Annotated in this window: 13 protein-coding genes and 1 tRNA gene; 4 read left to right on the top strand and 10 right to left on the bottom strand. The window is 58.9% G+C overall.

Features of this window, described 5'->3' with window-relative positions:
• Positions 1-47: 47 nt before the first annotated feature.
• The 4 genes from Q6E04_RS03190 to Q6E04_RS03205 form a co-directional block, all read right to left on the bottom strand.
• Positions 48-587: a 4Fe-4S dicluster domain-containing protein gene (locus Q6E04_RS03190; RefSeq protein ID WP_303249362.1), complete on the bottom strand. Its 540-nt coding sequence runs from the start codon at positions 585-587 to the stop codon at positions 48-50.
• Positions 587-3,031, bottom strand: a complete 2,445-nt coding sequence (locus Q6E04_RS03195) for a molybdopterin-dependent oxidoreductase (protein ID WP_303249363.1) — start codon at positions 3,029-3,031, stop codon at positions 587-589. The genes Q6E04_RS03190 and Q6E04_RS03195 overlap by 1 nt, the downstream gene beginning before the upstream one ends.
• Before the next feature lie 117 nt (positions 3,032-3,148).
• On the bottom strand, positions 3,149-4,579 hold the full coding sequence (locus Q6E04_RS03200; protein ID WP_303249364.1) for an MATE family efflux transporter: 1,431 nt from the start codon (positions 4,577-4,579) through the stop codon (positions 3,149-3,151).
• 150 nt (positions 4,580-4,729) lie between these two features.
• Positions 4,730-5,383, bottom strand: a complete 654-nt coding sequence (locus tag Q6E04_RS03205; protein WP_303249365.1) for a YafY family protein — start codon at positions 5,381-5,383, stop codon at positions 4,730-4,732.
• A 215-nt stretch (positions 5,384-5,598) separates the two neighbouring features.
• On the opposite strand from Q6E04_RS03205, the gene Q6E04_RS03210 reads away from it, so the two are divergent.
• Positions 5,599-6,537, top strand: coding sequence for a LysR family transcriptional regulator (locus tag Q6E04_RS03210; protein WP_303249366.1), 939 nt, complete (start codon positions 5,599-5,601; stop codon positions 6,535-6,537).
• A gap of 79 nt (positions 6,538-6,616) precedes the next feature.
• Here Q6E04_RS03210 and Q6E04_RS03215 read toward each other — a convergent pair whose 3' ends face one another.
• The 5 genes from Q6E04_RS03215 to Q6E04_RS03235 all read right to left on the bottom strand — a co-directional run bounded on the left by Q6E04_RS03215 (position 6,617) and on the right by Q6E04_RS03235 (position 12,471).
• Positions 6,617-8,434, bottom strand: a complete 1,818-nt coding sequence (locus tag Q6E04_RS03215; RefSeq protein WP_303249367.1) for an FAD-dependent oxidoreductase — start codon at positions 8,432-8,434, stop codon at positions 6,617-6,619.
• Between the two features lie 400 nt (positions 8,435-8,834).
• Positions 8,835-8,911, bottom strand: a tRNA-Met gene (locus Q6E04_RS03220).
• 388 nt (positions 8,912-9,299) lie between these two features.
• The gene (locus Q6E04_RS03225) at positions 9,300-10,376 is read right to left on the bottom strand and encodes a class I SAM-dependent methyltransferase (RefSeq protein WP_303249368.1); all 1,077 of its coding nucleotides are present in this window, start codon (positions 10,374-10,376) and stop codon (positions 9,300-9,302) included.
• Between the two features lie 365 nt (positions 10,377-10,741).
• A complete protein-coding gene (locus Q6E04_RS03230) occupies positions 10,742-11,353 on the bottom strand; it encodes an NUDIX hydrolase (protein ID WP_303249369.1) in 612 nt (203 codons plus the stop codon).
• Positions 11,354-11,355: 2 nt separating this feature from the next.
• Positions 11,356-12,471, bottom strand: coding sequence for an aminotransferase class I/II-fold pyridoxal phosphate-dependent enzyme (locus Q6E04_RS03235; protein ID WP_303249370.1), 1,116 nt, complete (start codon positions 12,469-12,471; stop codon positions 11,356-11,358).
• A 499-nt stretch (positions 12,472-12,970) separates the two neighbouring features.
• Here Q6E04_RS03235 and Q6E04_RS03240 point away from each other — a divergent pair, with 499 nt between their 5' ends.
• From Q6E04_RS03240 to Q6E04_RS03250, 3 genes are all read left to right on the top strand, one after another.
• Positions 12,971-14,242 carry an aminopeptidase gene (locus Q6E04_RS03240; RefSeq protein ID WP_303249371.1) on the top strand — a complete coding sequence of 424 codons (1,272 nt, stop codon included), beginning with the start codon at positions 12,971-12,973 and terminating at the stop codon, positions 14,240-14,242.
• A 334-nt stretch (positions 14,243-14,576) separates the two neighbouring features.
• Positions 14,577-15,143 carry a CidA/LrgA family protein gene (locus Q6E04_RS03245; RefSeq protein WP_303249372.1) on the top strand — a complete coding sequence of 189 codons (567 nt, stop codon included), beginning with the start codon at positions 14,577-14,579 and terminating at the stop codon, positions 15,141-15,143.
• Between the two features lie 3 nt (positions 15,144-15,146).
• Positions 15,147-15,839 (top strand): LrgB family protein, encoded by a 693-nt coding sequence (locus Q6E04_RS03250; protein ID WP_303249373.1) that lies wholly within the window; start codon positions 15,147-15,149, stop codon positions 15,837-15,839.
• 59 nt (positions 15,840-15,898) lie between these two features.
• Here Q6E04_RS03250 and Q6E04_RS03255 read toward each other — a convergent pair whose 3' ends face one another.
• Positions 15,899-16,519, bottom strand: a complete 621-nt coding sequence (locus Q6E04_RS03255; protein ID WP_303249374.1) for a flavodoxin family protein — start codon at positions 16,517-16,519, stop codon at positions 15,899-15,901.
• Positions 16,520-16,770: the final 251 nt, after the last annotated feature.

The raw sequence follows: 16,770 nt of genomic DNA on the forward strand, positions 1-16,770 counted from the left end.
GCGGCCGCGGGCAACGCGACGCGACCGCCGAATTCATCGATAAGGTTCTATTCGAAGCCCTTTACGGTTTCATGCGCTTTGGCGCGCCCGCCAAGCCTCAGGGCCTCTTTCTCCTGAAGGATTTCTTTGATTTCATCCTCGGTTCCGAAATACAAAGCACGAGTCGGACACGTCGCCACGCAGTGCGGCTCAGGACGGCCGTCCTCGCCCGTTCCAAGGCTCAAGCACATATCGCACTTGGTCATGCCGTCATCGTCGTAGCTCGGAATGCCGAAAGGACATGCAAAGAAGCAGTAGCGGCAGCCGATGCATTTTTCGGAATCAACAACGACGATACCGTCTTCGGCACGTTTGGTAATCGCACCCGCAGGACACACATTGGCGCATGCAGGTTCAGCGCAATGCTGGCACGCAAGACTCTGGAAAGCACGAGTGACATCGGGGAATTTGCCCGAAGTGTGTTCGATTACGTTGCGACGGCTGACTCCGCCGGCCTTGATTCCATGCCACTGCTTGCAGGCAACCTGGCAGGCATAGCACTTGATGCAACGCTCATCGTCGCAATAAATCATCAATTGCTCAGACATTACAGCTCTCCGTTCTCAATGACGACTTCGTTTTTGGCCGGCTCTTCATCCCACTTGCTTATCTTGACAAGAGTCTGCTTAGCCGATGCGGTAGAGAACTTATCCCAGTTAGCAGGATTGTTATCGTAAAGAACGTTGCATTCGGCACCACCGTCGACATATCCGTAGCCAGGCAAATCAAGCTCTCGGCAATCCTGCCACCAACCGCGGCGGGCCATAAGGACCTCGGGGGAAATGCCCTCGAACAACTTGGCCTTGAGGGCAACCCAGCCGTGCGGGGACTCGACCCTCACCCAATCGCCATCGGCGATTCCGTACCGCGCCGCCGTATCGGGATTGATCTTGACCCACGGATAAGGCTCGATTTCGCGACACCACGGCAAATTGTTTCGATGGCTGTGCTCTGCCAAACGATGTCCGTGCACATCAGAGAACACCAGCGGGTAGTCTTTGGCGATATCGGGGGTTCCAGCCAAAGATTCAGGAGCGCCGACGTACTCGGGAAGATAGCCCAGAGTGCCTTCGTCCGTGTTGTCGACCTTGCCGCCGAAAAGCTCATGGTAGGCTTGAACTTTATTGTTCGGCAGCTTGGAGAAGAGTTCCTTGTAACGCTTGTATTCCGGCTCGATCATGACGCGTTCTTCGACGGGACGCTCGACGAAAACGCCCTTGTCGTTCTCCGGAGCACGAAGCTCCTCCAGCGTGAAGCCGGAACCGTCCAGCAGCTGGCGAAGCATACCGTCGGTATCCCCATCCCACCAGTCTTTCTCGAATCCCATGCGCTTCGCGAGCTCCGCGTAGATGCGATAGTCGGACATGGATTCGCCCAAGGGCTCGATAAGCTTATGATTGAGGCCCAGGAACGTACCATCGAGACGATTCCTGATTCCAAGCTGGTCAGACGCCTCGTACTGCGTGCAGGCGGGTAGCACGATGTCGCAATAGTTGCAGGTATCGTTCCAGTTCGTATCCATGGTGAAATGGAAGTCGAGCTTGGCCAGACATTCGGCCGTACGCTTGGGCTGACGCAAGCAAGAAAGCGAATTGGTCGCGTGAGAGAAAATCACGCGGGGCTTCTTCGGGTGATCGGAGTCGATGGCTTCGATAACGCGAGGATTGCACGAAGAGAGCGAGTAGCAGAAGTCCTTGTAGAAATCGCGCGGGAACTCAGGGCACAGCAGCTTGGAAGTACCTGCGGGCCAGCCGTGCTCGATGTCTTCGGGCGTAGCCTCGAGTTTATCGAACTTATGGAACGTAGGCAGGAACCATCCCATATCGGAAATCTCGAACATCGGATCAGGAAGCTGCAGGCTCGCGCCATTGCCGCCCGGAACATCGAGATTGCCCGTGATGGCCTGGATCAGGAAGATGGAGACGGCGGTCCAGGTACCGTCGTTGGTCTGATCGCCGAAGCCATTGCCGTCCATCAAGGCCATAGGCTTGATGGTTCCCATCATGCGGGCGATCTGATAGATTTGCTCGACTGGGACGCCGGTGATTTCGCTAGCCCACTCGGGAGTGAATTGCTTCACGTGCTCGGCAAGCTTGTCGAATCCGTTGACCCAGTTATCGCAGAACTCGTGGTCGTAAAGATCCTCGCCGATAATGACATGCAGGATGGCCAGAGCCAAAGCGCCGTCGGTACCGGGACGCACAGGAACCCAAATATCGGAATGCGCGCCTAGCGTATTGAGCATCGGGCGGATATCAATGGTAATCATGCCGCGATCGCGCTGATCAAGACGGTTCGCATTCTGGCCGCGCGTCTGATTGACGCCGGTATTCTCTTTGTTATGGCCCCAGCAGACCAACAGATTGGTCTTGTCGATCTGGCCGGGGAACGTGGAGGCGCCACCGATGGTGCATGCTTTCGTGGTTTCACGCTGATCCCAGCAAATTCCGTTATGGCACCAATTGGGGGAGCCGTAAAGGTTAAGGAAGCGCATGCCCAAGACATCGACGACCTCGGCCGACTGGCCGGAAAGAATGAAGAAGGTCTCGGGGCCGTATTCCTCTGCAGCCTTTTTCAACGCGTCGGCAATAGTGTCGAGAGCCTCGTCCCAGCTAATGCGCTCGAATTTTCCGCTTCCTTTTTCGCCCACGAGCTTCATGGGGTACAGAATACGAGAGGGATCGTACACGAGCTGAGGAGCAGAATTGCCCTTCGCGCAAAGCGTACGACCGCCGTGCTCTCCGTTATTGCCCGCCAATGGATTGCCTTCGACATGCGTGAAGACACCGTCTTCAACCGTGCAAAGCGTTCCGCAATACGTTTCGGAAACGCCACACATCTGACACCACACGTGCTTAACTTCGGCCTCGCCCTTCGGAGCATCTTCAGCAGCAGAAGCCGTGAACGGAGCGACGGCCATTCCCGTCGCCGCAGTCATGGCGCCAAGCGCTGCAGCTCCCTTCAAAAAACCGCGTCTCGAGATTTCCCCCATGATTACCCCCTAACTTAGTCGTACAGACCGGCGGTGCATCCCGCTCTTATAAGCTATTTATCTATTAGCCTATTGTCATATTGTCATATTAGCATATTTCTTTTGTTTAATATTATCCTAGTTTAAGAATAATTCCTGTTCAAAAGCAGTAAACGAGGGGTGTCGAATCGCAAATTTCGGAGAATGACCGCACTTAGCCGCCACGGAGCCACGAGGGACGCCACAGGCGACAAAACCCGCAATACGCCTTCCGAGCACGATGATCAGGAAGGCGGCGATACAATCGGAAATGGGTGCCGACATCGCAACGAACCCGTACGCCGCTTCCGGAAACGCCGAGAAGCACAACGCCAAGATGGCGAATGCAGCGTTACGGCACAAACATGCCGCAATAACATATCGCGGAAAGCCGCGAACAATAAGAACGGCTCCGACCGTCTGGCTCACGCCGACAAAAGGAAGCGCAACGCACGAGATGACGAGGCCTTCTTTCGCCATCTCTCCAAGAGAGCCGATTGCTCCGAAAGCAGTGGTCACGGCACCAGCGCCGCATACGGAAAGCAGACCCGTCGCAGCGCCCAACATCGCCGACAGGCAGACGGCAACCCGGGCCACCGACCTCGCGCCCTTTACGTCTCCTTCCCCCTCACGCAACGCGAGAAGCGTCTGGGACGCGTTCGACATCCCCACCATCGGCGTTATCGCGAGCATGTAGCACCTCTGAGCGATGCCCCACGCCGCAACCTGATCGGTTCCCATAGAGGCCATGGCAGCGTTCGAAAAAACCATCGCAACACCCGCAACGAACTGCGGAGCCCCTTGAGCCACACCGATTTCAACAATCTCCCGCAAACATTCCGACGCCTCTTTGCCATGAAGCATGCGCGGCGCCGGAAGCAGCCGGACGCGCGCAAGCCACGCGGCGCACGCAGCTGCGCATATCACCTCGCTGGCCAACGTGCCGTACGCAAGGCCCATGAAACCGAAGTCGAGGCCAAATGCAAAAACAACGTTAAGCGCTATGTCGGCAACCACCGATGCCGTCGTAATGACCGTCTCTACAATCGGGTGGCCCAGAGCCCTTATCCCCGTTGCCAGCGAGAATCCAACCGCGCTCGCAACGTTGCTCACAGCCTGCACGATAAGATAGCCCTCCAGCATGGCAAGCTCTTCGCCATGGGCACCAAGGGCGGGCAAAAGCCATCCGATACTCGCGACAAAGGCCACGGACAACAAACCCGAAACCCCAGTGCATACCGTCGTCGCAAAGAAAAAACGAGCATCTCTACGCTTCCTATCATCAATACAGCGAGCCACCACAACCCCGATAGGAAGAGCGAACAGAGACTGCGTCGCCACAAAAATCCCCATAACAGGAGCTGCAAGCGACATAGCGGCCAGGGCAGATGCGCTCTGGCCGCCAAGATGCCCGGCAAGAAACGTATCCGTCACCGCCGTCAGAAGCTCCGCAAAAAGAGAGACGGTTATTGGAATGGAAAATACGAAAAGGTCAAATGCGGCCTTGCCCGATCGACGAATGCTACCCATTGACTCCTCCTCACCCAATTCAAGCGGGAGAGGATGCTACGAGGCGAAAAACGACAGCGGGTGTCGTGTTTGAAAAAAGCCTCGCAATATCCGCAAGGCCACCGACAGATTAAGCAAAAGACGCCGCCTGCAGTTCGACCGGGCCGCAAATCAGCCTTTTATAAGCCCTTTCGGATAAGGGGCGTATTCGACGCGATCAAACTCGACAGGCAAAACGGCGCAATCGTCTATTGCGCAAAGAGGAATCAGTCGGTAATCCCTCCCACCCGCGCAGCAGTACAGAAACAAGCCCGATGGGCGCAATACGTAGGAAAGGGGCGCCGCAACCATGACATCGTCAGAAATCACGCATTCGAGATACGTTTCGTCTTCGAGTGCCATATTGATTCGAACGAATACAGCATCGTCCGTCCCAAGGTCTGCATCCAGAAGTTCGATATGCAAATACTCGTCGAATTCAAGCTTTTTCACATACGCCAATTCAGGAATAAGAGCAGATAGCTTTTCTAAAACGCTTCGCCCGCGTCCCTTGCCGCCGACACTTTCCAGAAGATGCAGAGCAAGAACTATGTCGCCTATCTCCTCGCCATCGAAAGAACCGCGTTCGATTCTGTAAGAGGGGTCGATAAACACCCCGCCTTTGCATCCCCGCTCGCAATGAACGGGAATCCCTGCCGAAGAAAGGCGCAGAATGTCCCTTTCCACCGTCTTCTTGCTCACCTCGAACCGCTCGGCCAATTCGGAAATGGTAGCCCTGCCTCTTCCGACAAGAAAAAGCGTCATTCCGACAAGCCTGCTTTGCATATGTCCTCGCTTTCCTGTAGCAGCGAATGAATTTTCGACCGGGCAGTTGCACCACGACAGAACAGAGGACCATGCACGGCCTCTTTTATATGCCGGCCAAGCCTCCCCTTAGACGCACGCACACGCGCCTAACCGCCTTAATAAGTTCAAGGCATATGCACGAGCGCATACGCCCGCGCATAATGACGGCTATACTTAGCATAGGGAGGGACGCCATGGATATATCGTTTTTGAAAGAATACATCGCCTTTTCACGAACCATGAACTACGCGAAGACCGCCCAGGAACTGTTCATGGCCCAGCCGACTCTTCGCGCCCACATTCATGCCCTTGAAAGCGAGCTTGGAATCGCCCTCGTTCAGAAAAAAGGCACGCGGCTCGAATTGACGCCGACGGGACGCCTTCTCCTGAAGCACGCGCGCCTCATCACCAACCAGGCAGACAAAGCCATAGAGGAATGCCGCGATTTTGCCAATCGGTCGGCCTCCATTAATATCGGCACGCTCGACTACCCGCTTTTTGAAAAAATCATACTCGATGCGCGATCGGCGCTCGCGGAAAGCGAAAACCCCTGCCATATCGACATCACATTCGCAGCAGGGGCCTATGCAAACATCGAATCGCTGATCGCAAAAGACGTCGATATGGCCGTCTTCGTCAGGGTCAGACAAGCGGGGCAAAATGAGCCCGAGCAGCTCTGCCTGCCGGAATCAATCCAATCCATCCGCATCGCCGAAAGCGAATGCCGGTTCTGGATCGATCGGCAATGCCCCCTCTACGACGCAGAAGAAATCCACACATATGACGTAGAGGGGTACACGCTTCATTTGGGAAATTCAGAAAACATGGCGGCCGCGGGCCAGGCGATCCAAAGCTATTTCGACGCACTGGGAGTCAAGATAACGATAGACACCCAGCCTTGTTCCGATTACCGCGATCTGCTATTCGTCGACGAGGCAGCATCTTTCGGAATTGTTCTTTCGGGAACCAGGTCTCAAGACAAAGAAATGCTCGGTGCTCGCATCTTTTCCTTCGCAGATTTATTCGTGCCCTGTGACGTCTATGCCCTCTACAACGAGAAGGCGCTCGGGTCTTGCGGCAAAAAATTCATTGACGCCTTTCGATGCGCCGCCGAATCCATCGGTGACCGATAAGGCTCTGCGCGAAACCCAAACGATCCGAAAAAGAAAGAGACGGAGTATTCCGTCTCTTTCCTGGAGGGGTTATTTAAATCTATTCGGCAAGGATACCGCCAGCGGCCATATAGCCTCCGACGTAAGACAATCCGACATCGCCATACAGGCCATTGAACGGCTTACCTGCAATGTTGTTTTCGCCGTTCGATCCGCCTGCGGTGTGCCAGCCAGCATACAAGCCGGGAATAACCGCACCTTCCTGGTCGATGACCTGCATGTTCGGATTGACTCGCAGGCCGCACTTCGTAGCGAAGATATTGCCGCCGATCTTGGCGCCGTAATACGGAGGTTCACTGATGGGCACGAGCCAATTGGGGTCGTATTTGTACGTAGGCACGTTATCTTCACCGGCTTCGCATGCCTCGTTCCACTTCGCCACCGCGTCGACCAGCACGCCTTCACGCAGACCGAGGGCAGCTTCGAGTTCCTCGATGGTATCGCACTTTTTGACGGCACCGGCATCGACCATATTCTGGAAGCCTTCGCGCCAATCCCTCTGCCATTCGGGAACGCGATCAATAAGCTCATCGTTTTCGTCGACGACCTTACCGACGCGGCAAACGGCCTGCTGGAAATAGTTATCCATAACAAGCTGTTCGTACTTGGAGTCGAAGCACACATACGTGCGGCCACCCGGCTGGCTCATCTCAACAGCAGCCTGGTCGGTCAAAGCCGTAACGAGCGTTTCTTTCGAAGCGGTCTCATACGGATACGAACGGCCCAAAGCGCCCATATAAGGAACCCTCTGACCCATTCGATTAATAAGGAGCCACGGCTGGCGAACGGCCTGGTTGCCATCCTTGTTAACATGGGCGGTCATCTGCGGCTCGAACTCATCATAAGGAGCCCATTCGACGCTGCCGTCGAAGCAGGCAACAGACTCGTAACCCGACAAGTCGGCACCGACGCCAAGGCCCATGCGAATGCAAGCACCGTCATTGTAAGGAGGAGTAGCAACATTGACGATGCCCCTAAGGCAATTCGGCGTATATTTGCTCAGCATGGAGCGATTCATCTCGAACCCGCCCGCCGTCAGCAAGACCGCACGTTTAGCGCGATAGAACTTCTCGGCGCCGTCCTGGACAGCCTTCACTCCGACAACCCTGCCGCCATCGACGACGAGAGCCTGAACCTCGGTGCTCGTATGCACGTCAACCCCGTGCTCTTTCGCGCGCTCTGTCAGCATTTCGAGAGGATAGCAATTAATCTGGATGGAATTAGTCTTCGTAATCTGCCCATCCCAATAGAGATTCTGATAGCCAGAAGGACCGGGAGTCATAGGAACCCAAGGAACCTGCAGATTATCTTCCATCCAGTCGATGCACTTCGGACCCTCGACCGCCATCGCATAAAGCAGATCGGCGTCGACCGTCATCTGCTGTTGGTCGTTGATCCAAGCAACGACCTTATTAGGGTCGTATGGGTAGCTCGGCAGAGCCCACTGCGCCTCATTCGCTCCCCTGTGGCCACCGGCATTGACGAACATTCCGCCGTATGCCGTAGTTCCGCCCGTTTTCTCATTCTTTTCGAGCATAGCCACAGCAAGGCCCTCGTCAGCAAGACGAACCGAACCGGTAATGCCGCCGCCACCCGAGCCAACGACGACGACATCGTATTCATAGTCCCAAGAATCCGGCGCATCAATGGGATCAATAGGCCTGGATGCGGCTTCGAAAGCCTCTCGCGCCTCGTCCTCCTTTCCTCCGACAGATTCCTTAGGAGCATCGGTCGGTGCGCAGCCCGCAAGCACGCCCGCGGCGGCAGCAACAGCTCCTGCCCCACATGCAGCAGTCAGAAAATTACGCCTGGTCAATCCTGAATTATCGGAATTGATGCCGCTGTTTTCACGATGCATAAGAACACCTCCTCGTGTTTTGATTTTCCCTCGTTTCACCATATGGCAGCCCCCGCCTAACCGAGAAAAGGCAAACCGACGGCATGCGCATAAAAATGAAATGGCCCGAGGAAAAACGGCACAGGCCCTCGAATTTCTTTCTGAGCCCAAGCGCCAGAGGCGACTATTTCGCAAAACCCTCGAAAATCAACTGAACACTGCCCGAATTCACGCACGGGACAACGAACCCGGTATCCAGGACGGCCGTCTTTCGAAACGGCCCTCCAACGCAGCGCTCTCACCGTCTCCAATAAGGCCGCCTATAAGCAAAACGCAGAAGGAACCAAGCCGTATTCGAAACGGAGCTAAAAGACGAATATTTAATCAAATAAAAAAGGCACCCGATGGATGCCTGAGAATTTGGTCGCGGGGGCCGGATTTGAACCGACGGCCTCCGGGTTATGAGCCCGGCGAGCTACCAGACTGCTCCACCCCGCAATATGTATAAGCCCCTTAGGGCAGGAAATTATATTACGCGCCTTTGATGAGGAGTGCAAGATTTGGATTGTATTTTACGCGGGCCATCACGCGTTCTCCACAACTTACCAACGAATGCCGAAATCGGCAAACGGACTTCCGCATTCTCGCATCCGAAAGCGGGCCTTCTCTAGCCTAAGCAGAAGCGAACCGAGGCCGCGCCGCAGCAGGCTCCTCAAGCAATCGGGAAAGCCCGCTCCGTGCGGCGCAATCATAGCTGCACCGCACCGCGAATAGCACCGGTCAACCTGGTCAACCGCTAAGACCGACTCAAGCAGCAGCAGCAACAACAGCAGTGCCGTCGCGCCGCCTCGCCGCTTGCGCGACAACCGTTACCCGGCGCAAACGCCTACGCGCGTTCCGCCAGATAGCAGCAGTGGATCTTCGGGTTGCGTTCGAAATCGTGAGGGATGGTTTTCGCCGTGATGTCGGTCAGCTTCACGCCCTGCGCCTCGAGTTCTTCGAAATCGGGCTTGAAGTTGCGCAGGTTGCAGCTGAACACCACCACGCCGCCCGGCGCCAAAAGGCGCACCACGTGCGACAGCAGCTTCACGTGGTCGCGCTGCACGCTCCAGGTGTTCTTGCCCATGGCCTTCGAGTTGGAAAACGTGGGCGGATCCACGAAGATCAGGTCGAACTGGCGTCCCTGCTTCACCGCGTTCACCATCCACTGCAAAACATCGGCGCGCTCGAAACGATGCTCGGGACCTTCGCAGCCATTCAGCGCCATGTTGCGCCTGGCCCAATCAAGATACGTCTGGGAAAGGTCCACCGTCAGCGTGCTGGCCGCGCCGCCCACCGCCGCGTGCACCGTGCAGGTGCCCGTGTACGAGAACAGGTTCAAAAAGCGCTTGCCCTCGGCCATGCCGCCCACCATTTCGCGGGTCACGCGATGATCCAGGAAGATGCCCGTGTCCAGGTAGCTGCCCATGTCCACCTCAAGCACGTTGCCGGCCTCCTGCGTGTACATGAGGTAGCCGTCTTTCTGCTGGTCGACGTATTGGCCGCCGCCCTTTTCGCGGCGACGCGTCTTGGCGAACACGCGTCCCGAAGGAATGCCCGTCACGGCTGATGCGATGGCCACCGCATCGCGGAAACGCGCTTCGGCCTTTTCGGGATCGATGCTTTTCGGCGCCTGGTATTCGGCCACGATCAGGCAGCTTTCGCCTTCGCTTTTCCACACGCCGTCGTAGCGGTCGATCGCCACCGAGAAATCGGGCAGGTCGGCATCGTAGATGCGATAGCACGAAACATCGTTTTTGCGCGCCCATTTGCGGCGCTCTTTGGCCACCTTCTTGAAGCGCGCGGCGAACTGATCCGATCCCTTATCATGCACGGGAACGGAAATTTCGGCGCCGCTTTCAAGATTGGCGACCTTGATGACGGATGCCGGGGCATCCATGAATGCAGGGGTAGTCGTAGTCATGCGCCCTATGGTAGCGAAGGCGGACGGATGCGTCTACGAAAACGGCCGGATGCGCCGCACGCGACGAAAAAACCAGGCCGCAGCCACGAATCGAACCGCACGCCGCCTTCGCTTCGATGCGCCGCCCTAAAGGCGATGCTTGCGAGCGAGCCAATAGACAAGCGCCATGAACCCTACCGAGAAACAAGCCGCCGACAACATCGCGGTCGCGAACGCGCCGCTGAACAGACCCGTACTCATGAAAACGCCTCCTTCGCCTTGCGAGCAACCTCTCACGTCTTCGACTTCAGCATACGAAGCGCAGGCCAACACCAGGCAAGAGACACGTCGATCCCAGGTCAAAAGCATGTAATATCGGCGGCGCCTTACGCGAACGGCGGGTTCGCCACCATTTCGAGCACCAGCTGGCAGCGGATGGAAAGCGGGTCGCGGTTCTCTTCGAGGAAGCGCGGGATGTCTTCGCGCTTGAGCTCGAACGACTCGATGAACTCGGTCGATTCCACGCGCGGCTCTCCCACGCGCTCGACCTCGGCGAACACCATCGCGATGCTTTCGTCGCCCATGCCGAGCGACGAATAGCCCGGCTGCAACGACGCACGGGCGTTCGTGGGGCGGCCGTTTTCGTCGCGCACCAGATCGTAGCCCGTTTCTTCACGCAGCTCGCGCGCCGCGCATTCCACGACATCTTCGCCGGGCTCGCGCAGACCCGCGGGAAACGCCACGCACATCCGGTTCATGGGATAACGGAATTCGCGAATGAGCAGAAACGCGTCATCGGCCGTATGCCCCACGACGCACACGGCATCCGACGACGGCTCCGCGGCGGCCGTATCGCGCACTTCGTCCTCGTAGCGCTGCAGCGCCTTGCGGGAAACCACCTCGTAGGGCAACTCGCGGCCGTCGGGCAGTTCGTAGGTGAGCACGTATTTCTTCAGCCAGCCGTCGCTGACCTGTTTCACGTTTTTCAACTCGGGCATCTTCATCGCAGCACCTCCAGGTCGCGGCCGACATTCACGAACGCCTCGACGGCGAGGTCCAAATCCTCCTGCGTGTGGTCCGCGGAAAGAATGCACCTGATGCGGGCCTTGCCGCGCGCCACCAGCGGATACTGGATGGCCTGCGCGAACACGCCCTGCTCGTAGAGCGCGTCGCTCATGCGCACGGCCAGCGCCTCGTCGCCGATCATGACGGGAACGACAGGCGTGATGGAAATGCCCGTGTCGAAGCCCGCCTCCTGCATGCGCTCGGCGAAATACGCGCGATTCTGCCACAGACGGCGCACGCGCCAATCGTCCGACGCGATAAGGCGCAGCGACTCGGCCGCGGCCGCGGCCAGCGAAGGCGCGAGCGGCGACGCGGTCAAAATGAACGAGCGAGCGCCTACACGCACGCGGTCGATCAGCTCTCGGCTGCCGGCCACGAAGCCGCCCATGACGCCGAACGCCTTGCCGAGCGACCCGGTTTCCACCTGCACGCGGCCCTCCAGTCCGAAATGCGCCACCGTGCCGCGGCCCATGGGGCCCATCACGCCGTCGCCGTGGGCATCATCCACGAGGAACATGGCGCCGTAGCGCTCGCATACCGCAGCGATTTCGTCGAGCGGCGCCACATCGCCATCCATGCTGAACACAGCATCGGTCATGACCAGCTTGGTTTCGGCGTCGCATGCGGCAAGCTTTTCTTCGAGGTCGCGCACGTCGCAATGCTTGTACACCGTAGTATGCGCGCGCGACAGGCGGCACCCGTCGATCATGCTGCCGTGATTGAGTTCGTCCGAGAAGATTTCGTCGCCCTTGCCCACCAATACGGGAATCACGCCCACGTTGGCTGCGTAGCCCGACGAGAATACCAGCGCGGCCTCGACCCCCTTGAATACGGCAAGCTCGCGCTCGAGTTCCGCGTGCACGGGAAAATCGCCCACGATGTTGCGGCTCGCGCACGGGCCCACGCCGTGTTCGTCGAGCGCGCGCTTGGCCGCAGCCACCACCTCGGGCGCGTCGGCCAAGCCGAGATAGTTGTTCGACGCAAGATTCACCACGCTTTTGCCCGCGAGCACCACACGGCCGCCCTGGGGCGTTTCGGTCGTTCTGAACATGCCGCCTCCTTACCGCGCGGATGCGCGTCTTGCGAAAGTCGTTCCATACGGCATTGTACTCGCGAAAAAGCAGGTACCGCGCGGGGCGAGCGACCGCAGACCACAGGCGGCGCAGACGGGTTTTCGCAAGACGGCACGGAACAGATGACGCCTGGAAGGGCCGCCACGTCGGGTTCGTGCGAAAAAATGCACGTTTTTTGCAGTTGGCGGTCTTTTTTGGGCCAGATTCTTCCTCGCACGGGTCAAAGCGCGGTGTTTGGAGGCCTTTTTCCTCGAAAACACCCCTCTCGGCGCCGAAAACGCCAGCCAAAAGACCGCCAACTGCAAATTTCTTACAATTTTTCGCTTCCAGACTGCGCGCGGCGCCGAAACGGGCCGCGCAACCAGCGATTCCAAGCGCGCCGCCCCTCGCGTGGCGCGCAAACGCGTACACTCTGACAAAACAGCAATCGCGCGCGGCGTCCGCACCGCGCGCGACCATCTTCTGAAAGGATCGGCCATGACCGCTGAACACACCGAACCCTGCGCCCCCTCCCTCGACGAACGCATGCGCGCTTACGCGCGGCTCATCGTGGAGGCGGGCTGCGCCCTCAAGCCGGGGCAGGACCTGTTCGTGCGCGCGAACATCGAAAGCGCTCCCCTGGTGCGCCTCATCACGCAAGAGGCCTACGACCTGGGTGCCCATCATGTGACCGTGCGTTTTTCCGACGAGGCCATCGAGCGCATGCACTACGACCATTGCGCGATGGATGTCTTTGAAAACGTCCCGTCTTGGCTCGCCGAGCTGAACAACAGCATGGCCCGCAACGGCGCGGCTGTGCTCACCATCGATTCGGACGACCCCGGGGCCATGTCGGGTATCGACACGCGCAAGCTCATCGCCCGCGCCCAGGCAAGCCACAAGGCATGCAAAGAGTTCTACGACGCACTCGATTTCGGACGTTGCGTCTGGTGCATCGTCGGCGGCGCCTCGCCCGCGTGGGCGCGCAAAGTGTTCCCCGAACTGCCCGAACGCGAAGCCGTCGAACGCCTGTGGGATGCGATCTTCAAGACGGTCCGCCTCGAAGGCGCCGATGCCGCCGCAGCCGTGGAAGCCTGGAACAAGCATCGCGACAGCTTCGCCGACCGCTGCGCCTGGCTGAACGCCCAGCGTTTCGATGCGCTGCACTACACCAACGCGCACGGAACCGACCTGACCGTCGGCCTGACCGACAAGCACCTGTTCAACGGCGGCGGCGACACCACGGTGGACGGCGTGACGTTCTTCCCCAACATGCCGACCGAAGAAATCTTCTCGACGCCCGACCGCCTGCGCGCCGAAGGCACCGTGGTCTCGGCCATGCCGCTTGCGCACAACGGCAGCCTGATCGAGAACTTCAGCCTGACGTTCAAGGGCGGGCGCGTGGTCGACCTGCATGCCGAGCGCGGCGAAGACGTGCTGCGTTCGATCGTCGAAACCGACGAAAACTCCTGCCGCCTGGGCGAAGTGGCGCTCGTGCCCTTCGATAGCCCAATCCGCAACGCAGGCGTGCTGTTCTACAGCACGCTGTTCGACGAGAACGCGAGCTGCCACCTGGCGCTCGGCCGCGGCTTCGCCGACTGCTACGAAGGCGGCTACGGCATGACCGAAGACGAACTGTTCGAGGCGGGCGTCAACAAGAGCGCGACGCACGTCGACTTCATGATCGGCACCGACGACCTGAACATCGACGGCATCAAAGCCGACGGTGAGCGCGTTGCGATCTTCCGAAACGGCAACTGGGCCTTTTAACAGGCATGATGCGCGGCATGGGGCATAAGGCGCAGCTCCATGCCGCAGCTCGCACGGCGGTGGGCGCGGGCCTGCGACAAGGCGGGCCGACCCGCCGAAACGTACGTGGTGTGAAGACTTTTTAAGATTTCAGGCGAGCGACGGGCGCGGGTGTAGCATGTGCATCTCTGCACCCGAGACGAATCGAGATGATACGCGCCGCGCGCATTACGTTATGCAAAACGCATCCAACGAACCAACCCGAACCGATTCCCCGGTCCTCGACGGCGCCGCCGTCGCAACCGACGCGCAGACCTGCGCGCCATGCCCTCCCGGCGACGTCGATTCGCCGCCCGTGCGACAGCGAAAGCGCGACAAGGCGAAACGAGGCAGCAAGAAGCTCGGCCTGCTCTGCCTTCAGTTCGCGTTTCTGGCAGGCGTCTGCTACGTGGGAAGCGCCGTGTCCGACTCGCTTCCTATTTCCATTCCAGGCAACATCTGCAGCATGGTCATCCTTTTGACGCTGCTCATCAGCGGCATCGTCGCCGAAGAGAAAATCGCGCTCGCATCCAACTTCCTGCTGAAATACATGCCGGTCTTCTTCATTCCCGCCGGCGTCACCATCATCACCAGCCTCCCGCTGATTCAGGGCCGCATTCCCCAATTCATCCTGGTGTGCCTGGTCACTACGTTCCTGGTGTTTCTGGCCACCTCGACCACCGTGATCGCCGTGACGCGCCTGCAGAAATATTTCCTCGCGAAACGCGCAGGAGAAGATGTCGAATTACGCAAGGTGTTCTCCATCAAGGGCGACCCGGCCCTTGCCTCCTACGACCCGTCTGCAGACAAGAGCACGGCCGGGCGAAACCGCCCCTGCGCTCCGAATGTCGAACGAACCGTCCCGACCGCCGAGGGAGAATAACGCATGGACGTCATTGCCGTCATCGAAACCGTCGCCAGCCTTTCGCTTACCGTAGGCGTATTCGCAGGCGCGGTATGGCTCAATAAGAAAACGAAGTCTCCCCTGCTCAACCCGCTGCTCGTATCGGTCGCCGTCATCATGGCGATTCTGGTGGCGTTCAATATCCCGCTAGAGTCCTACGAATCGGGTTCGCGTCTGATCGCGGCCATGTTGGGGCCCGCAACCGCCGTCCTGGCATTTTCGATCTACCAGCAGCGCAAAGTGCTGCAAAGCAACTTCCTGCCCATCCTCGCCGGATGCCTGGTAGGATCGATCGTGTCGATGGTGAGCGCCTACGCGCTATGCAAAGCGCTCGGCCTGGGCGAACAGGTGGCGCTGTCCACGCTGCCGAAATCAACCACGGCGCCGATCGCGCTATCCATCACGGGCGAGCTGGGCGGCACCGCATCGATCACCATGGCGGCCGTCATGACCACGGGCGTCATGGGCGCCATCTTCTCGCCCATGCTGGCGAATCTGTTCCGCATCAAGAACAAGGTCGCGCAAGGCGTTGCCATCGGCACCTGCAGCCACGCGATCGGCACGGCGAAAGCGCTCGAGATGGGCGAGCTGGAAGGCGCGATGAGCGGCGTCGCCATCGCCGTATCGGGACTTCTGACCTGCTTCATCGTAATCGCCGCGCAAGCGATCGGATAAACGCGACGAAAAAAGCGGCGCCTCCGCGAGGGGACGCCGCTTCGTTTTAGGCCGAAACGCTAGCGGATAAAATTCGTTCGGATCACGGGTTCTTGCTCGGGGCGCTCGATGCCCGCAGCCTTGCCGGCTTCGATGCACTTCGTGATCCAGGCCATATTGCGACCGAGCGTACGCATGGTCTGCAGACCCTCCTCGTCGCGCAGCACTTCTTCGGGCGTGCTGCCGTGCACTTGATTCCAATACTGAGAGCCCACGACAAGCATATTCGACATGGTGAAATACTTATTGAGCTGATCGAAGGCCGCCGAAGCACCGCCGCGACGGCACGATGCGATCGCAGCCGCGGGCTTGCCCGCAAACAGGTTGCCGCGCCCGTAGAACGCGCGGTCCATGAACGATGTCAGCGCGCCCGAAGCCCCTGCGAAATGAACGGGCGTGCCGAAGACGAATGCGTCGTACTTGGGAACGTCGTCGAGGAACTGGTTCACCGCGTCGTCGATAAAGCAGCGGCCCGACTTGAGGCACTTGCCGCACCCGAGGCACCCCGAGATGGCGCCCGTACCGATCCACATGATATCGGCATCGACGCCTTGCTCCTGCAGGCCGGTCTCGACCGCGCCCAAAGCCGTATACGTGCAGCCGCGGCGATGCGGGCTTCCGTTGATAAGCAGCGCTTTCATTTCGTTCCCCCTTCGAACGGGTTGTGTATGGCCTCATGATAACGCCGACGAAGGCCGCGTGCCGGGGGCGTTGCCATACCGCAACGCTTCGCGCGAGCGGGCGACTCGGGCCAACGGCAGGGCAGCGCGAACGAGCGGCGAAGACCTGCGCGCATGTTCGGGAAATCGCGCGCCGCAAGCTCGTGCTATCATGCCGCGGTACCGACGGCGAACGGGCGGCTTCCGCCTTCGCCGCCGCGGGCTGCGCGCCG

The organism is uncultured Slackia sp. (assembly GCF_959608125.1).
GTDB lineage: Bacteria > Actinomycetota > Coriobacteriia > Coriobacteriales > Eggerthellaceae > Slackia.